The following is a 4,310-nucleotide window of genomic DNA, read 5'->3' on the forward strand; positions in this document are numbered from 1 at the left end:
CCACGGAGGCAGCAGTGATCCTCACCCGCAGCAGGACCGGAGCCGCCGTCGGCGCCCTCTCGGCCCTGGCCCTCGCCCTCACCGGCCTCTTCACCGCCGGTGCCGGACCGGCGGGCGCGCAGCCCGCCGCCGACACCGCGACCCGTGCCGTACCGGCGCACGCGGTGACCGGCTACTGGCAGAACTTCGACAACGGCGCCCAGGTCCAGAAGCTCAGCGACGTCCCCGCCGACTACGACATCATCGCCGTCGCCTTCGCGGACGCCACGGCCACGCCCGGCGAGGTGACGTTCACCCTCGACTCGGCGGGCCTCGGCGGCTACACCGTCGAGCAGTTCAAGGCCGACATCAAGGCCAAGCAGGCGGCGGGCAAGTCCGTGATCATCTCGGTCGGCGGCGAGAAGGGCGCGGTGTCGGTCAACGACGCGGCCTCCGCCGACGCCTTCGCCGCCTCCGTCCACCAGCTCATGGAGGAGTACGGCTTCGACGGTGTCGACATCGACCTGGAGAACGGGCTCAACTCCACGTACATGACGCGGGCCCTGAAGTCGATCGCCGGGCAGGCGGGCGCCGGCTTCGTCCTGACCATGGCCCCGCAGACCATCGACATGCAGTCCCCGCAGAACGAGTACTTCAAGACCGCGCTCGCCGTGAAGGACATCCTCACGGTCGTCAACATGCAGTACTACAACAGCGGCTCGATGCTGGGCTGCGACGGCAAGGTCTACAGCCAGGGCACGGTCGACTTCCTCACCGGTCTCGCCTGCATCCAGCTGGAGAACGGCCTCGACGCCTCGCAGGTCGGGATAGGCGTCCCGGCCACGGCGCGCGCGGCGGGCGGCGGTTACGTCGCCCCCGACGTGGTGAACAGCGCCCTGGACTGCCTGGCCAAGGGCACCGGCTGCGGCTCCTTCAAGCCCTCGAAGACCTACCCCGGCATCCGGGGCGCGATGGCCTGGTCCACCAACTGGGACGGCGCGGCGGGCAACGCGTGGTCGAAGTCGGTGGGGGCACACGTCCACGGCCTCTAGCGGCCGTGGCCCCCGCGTGAGGACGGCGGCGTCACCGCTCCCCCGGCGGCGCCGCCGTCCTCATCACCAGGGCAGATCGCGGACCTGCTGCACGCAGAGGATGAGGAAGAGCAGCCCGGCACCCGCCAGCATGACGTTGCTCAGCATGCCGTTGCGCCACTCCCTGGGCGTACGGTCGGAGTTGAGCAGCCAGAGCAGGGTGAGGGCCAGGAACGGCATGAAGAACGCGCCGAGCACGCCGTACGCGACGACGAGGCCGAACGGCTGGTCGAGGAAGAGCAGGCCGATGGGCGGGAAGGTCAGCCAGAGCAGATAGGCGCGGAACGGCAGCGACTTCTCGCGCTTGCCCGCGGCGACCTCCTCCACCATGTCGCCGTCGTCCTTCGCCGCCCCCGCCGCCCCGCGCTCGCGCCGCAGCCGCTCCACGAAGTCGGCGAACATCAGGCTCACACCGTGCCACACGCCCATCAGGGCTCCGAAGGACGTGGCGAAGAAGCCGATCAGGAAGAGGTTCGCGGTGACGGCGCCGAACTTGTCCTCAAGGACGTCCCCGAGGTCGATGAGGCCCCGGTCGCCGGAGGTGAGGGCGATGTTCGTGGAGTGCAGCAGCTCGGCACCGATGATCATCATGGCGACGACGAAGACGCCGGTGGTGATGTAGGCGACGCGGTTGTCGAGCCGCATGACCTTGATCCAGGTGATGTCGGTCCAGCCCTTGGAGTTCACCCAGTACCCGTAGGCGGCCATGGTGATGGTGCCGCCGACGCCGCCGATCAGGCCGAGCGTGTAGAGCAGGGAGCCGTCCGGCAGGACGGGCGCGAGCCCCGCGAAGGCGTTGCCGAGGTCGGGGGCGACGCGGATGGCCACGTAGACCACGATGAGGAACTTCATGCCGATGACGACGGTCATGAACTTCTCGAAGACGGCGTACCGGTTGAACCAGACGAAGGCCAGTCCGAGCAGCCCGCACAGGATGGCCCAGGTCTTCAGGCTCGGCCCGTCCGGGAAGAGCGCGACGAGCGGCAGCGCGCTGGAGGACATGGCGGTGGCGCCGTAGACGAAGCCCCAGACGACGACGTAGACGGCGAAGTAGTAGGTGGTCCACTGCCCGAGGCTGCGCCAGCCCTCGAAGAGGGTGCGGCCGGTGGCGAGGTGCCAGCGGCCGGTGGCCTCGGCGAGGGAGATCTTCACCAGACAGCCGATGATCGCCGCCCAGAGCAGGGTGTAGCCGAACTTGCTGCCCGCGATGAGGGTCGCGACGAGGTCACCGGCGCCGACTCCGGTCGCCGCGACGACGATCCCCGGCCCGACGTACTTCCAGCTCGCCTTGCGGAGCGGGGGCTTCGTCTCACCGGCCGCGGTACCACTGCCTGTCGTTTCAGCCATGCCGATCAAGAAAGCGCATCGGGGCGCGGGGCACAAGAGGTTGGCCAAAGAGAGCGTTGACCGGTTCATGCCAGGGCTCGACGATGGGGCGGCGCGCTGCGCACCCCGCTCGCGCACCTCGCACGTCGCACCCGGCACGTCGCACCTCGCACGTCGCAATGAACAACCCCACACCCCCCAGGAGACTTCATGCGACTACGCACACGTCTGAGCGGCAGGAGATCCGCCGCGCTGGCGGCCCTGCTCGCCCTCGCCCTCGCGGCGCCCCTCTCCGCCAACGCCTCGCCGGGCGGGGCCGACCAGGCCCCCCGGTCGGCGGCGACGGCGGCGGACGAGGAGACACGGCAGTACGAGATCCCCCTGGCCGACGACCGTGCCGCCCGTACCGCGCTGGCGCGTACCGGTGTCGCCATCGACGAGGTGGACGCCCGCGCGGTGGTCGTCTCGGCCGACGCTGCGGAGGCCGCATCGCTCCGCAGGGCCGGTTACGAGCTGCGGGTGCTGCCCGGCCCGCCGAAGCGCACGGGCGGGGCGGAGGCCGGACTCAGGGACTTCCCCCCGGCCGACTCCCGCTACCACAACTACGCCGAGATGACGGCGGAGATCGATCAGCGCATCGCGGCCAACCCCGGCCTGTTCAGCAAGCGCGTCATCGGCAAGTCGTACGCGGGCCGGGACATCGTGGCCATCAAGGTCAGTGACAACGTCGCCACGGACGAGGCCGAGCCGGAGGTCCTCTTCACCCACCACCAGCACGCCCGTGAACACCTGACGGTGGAGATGGCGCTGTATCTGCTGCGTGAGCTGGGCAACGGCTACGCCACGGACGCCCGTATCAAGAAGATGGTCGACTCCCGCGAGATCTGGATCGTGCCGGACCTGAACCCGGACGGCGGCGAGTACGACATCGCGACCGGCTCGTACCGGAGCTGGCGCAAGAACCGGCAGCCCAACGCGGGCTCCTCGAACGTCGGCACCGACCTCAACCGCAACTGGGCGTACCGGTGGGGCTGCTGCGGCGGGTCCTCCGGCTCGACGGGTTCGGAGACGTACCGGGGCCGGGCCGGTGAGTCCGCCCCCGAGGTCAAGGTCGTCGCGGACTTCGTGCGGAGCCGGGTGGTCGGCGGCAAGCAGCAGATCAAGGCCTCCATCGACTTCCACACGTACAGCGAACTGGTTCTGTGGCCGTACGGGTACACCTACAGCGACACGGGGCCGGGGCTGACCCAGGACGACCGTGACGCGCATGCGGCCATCGGGCGGAAGATGGCGGCGAGCAACGGGTACACGCCGCAGCAGTCGAGTGACCTCTACATCACGGACGGCTCGATCAACGACTGGCTGTGGGGCAACCAGAAGATCTTCAGCTACACCTTCGAGATGTACCCGACGTCCGCCGGGGGCGGTGGCTTCTACCCTCCGGACGAGGTGATCGAACGGGAGACGTCCCGTAACCGCGACGCGGTGCTGCAGCTTCTGGAGAACGCGGACTGTATGTACCGGTCGATCGGCAAGGAAGCGCAGTACTGCGCGGGCTGACGGCGTCGGGTGGTCCCCGGGGAAGTTCCCGGGCGGTCCCCGGGCGGTCCCCGGGCGGTCTCGGTGGGCCGGGGTTCTGATCCGTACCGGGGCCGCCCGGTTCTGCGGAGTGTGGCGGTTCCGGCCCGACAGTAAAGGGCGCTCCTTCGTCGCGTCGGCTGCGCCGATTCCGCTGCGCTCCACCCTTGACTGCCGAACCTCCACCGCGAGCTGTAACTGGCCGGGCGGCCAGGGGTGGGGCGACGGGCGGGCGTGGTTCGCCGACCCGTTTGTCGCGCCGGGTGCGGACTAGTTCGGCGGTGGCTCGCCGAGCCGATGACGCTCGGTGGGCAGCGCAGGGCAGGGAGGGGGGCC

The 4,310-nt window shown here is 69.8% G+C and carries 3 protein-coding genes; 2 read left to right on the top strand and 1 reads right to left on the bottom strand.

Annotation, left to right across the window (positions count from 1 at the left end):
• The first annotated feature begins 14 nt into the window (after positions 1 to 14).
• On the top strand, positions 15 to 1,031 hold the full coding sequence (locus tag AB8Z36_RS29900; protein ID WP_369216514.1) for a chitinase: 1,017 nt from the start codon (positions 15 to 17) through the stop codon (positions 1,029 to 1,031).
• A gap of 63 nt (positions 1,032 to 1,094) precedes the next feature.
• Here the strand turns inward: AB8Z36_RS29900 and AB8Z36_RS29905 are convergent, their stop codons facing one another.
• The gene (locus AB8Z36_RS29905; RefSeq protein WP_369216512.1) at positions 1,095 to 2,417 is read right to left on the bottom strand and encodes an Nramp family divalent metal transporter; all 1,323 of its coding nucleotides are present in this window, start codon (positions 2,415 to 2,417) and stop codon (positions 1,095 to 1,097) included.
• Between the two features lie 189 nt (positions 2,418 to 2,606).
• Here AB8Z36_RS29905 and AB8Z36_RS29910 point away from each other — a divergent pair, with 189 nt between their 5' ends.
• Complete coding sequence (locus AB8Z36_RS29910; RefSeq protein WP_369216513.1) at positions 2,607 to 3,956, top strand: M14 family metallopeptidase; 1,350 nt, start codon at positions 2,607 to 2,609, stop codon at positions 3,954 to 3,956.
• Positions 3,957 to 4,310: the final 354 nt, after the last annotated feature.

It is taken from the genome of Streptomyces flavofungini (assembly GCF_041028215.1).
Taxonomy (GTDB): Bacteria; Actinomycetota; Actinomycetes; order Streptomycetales; family Streptomycetaceae; genus Streptomyces; species Streptomyces flavofungini_B.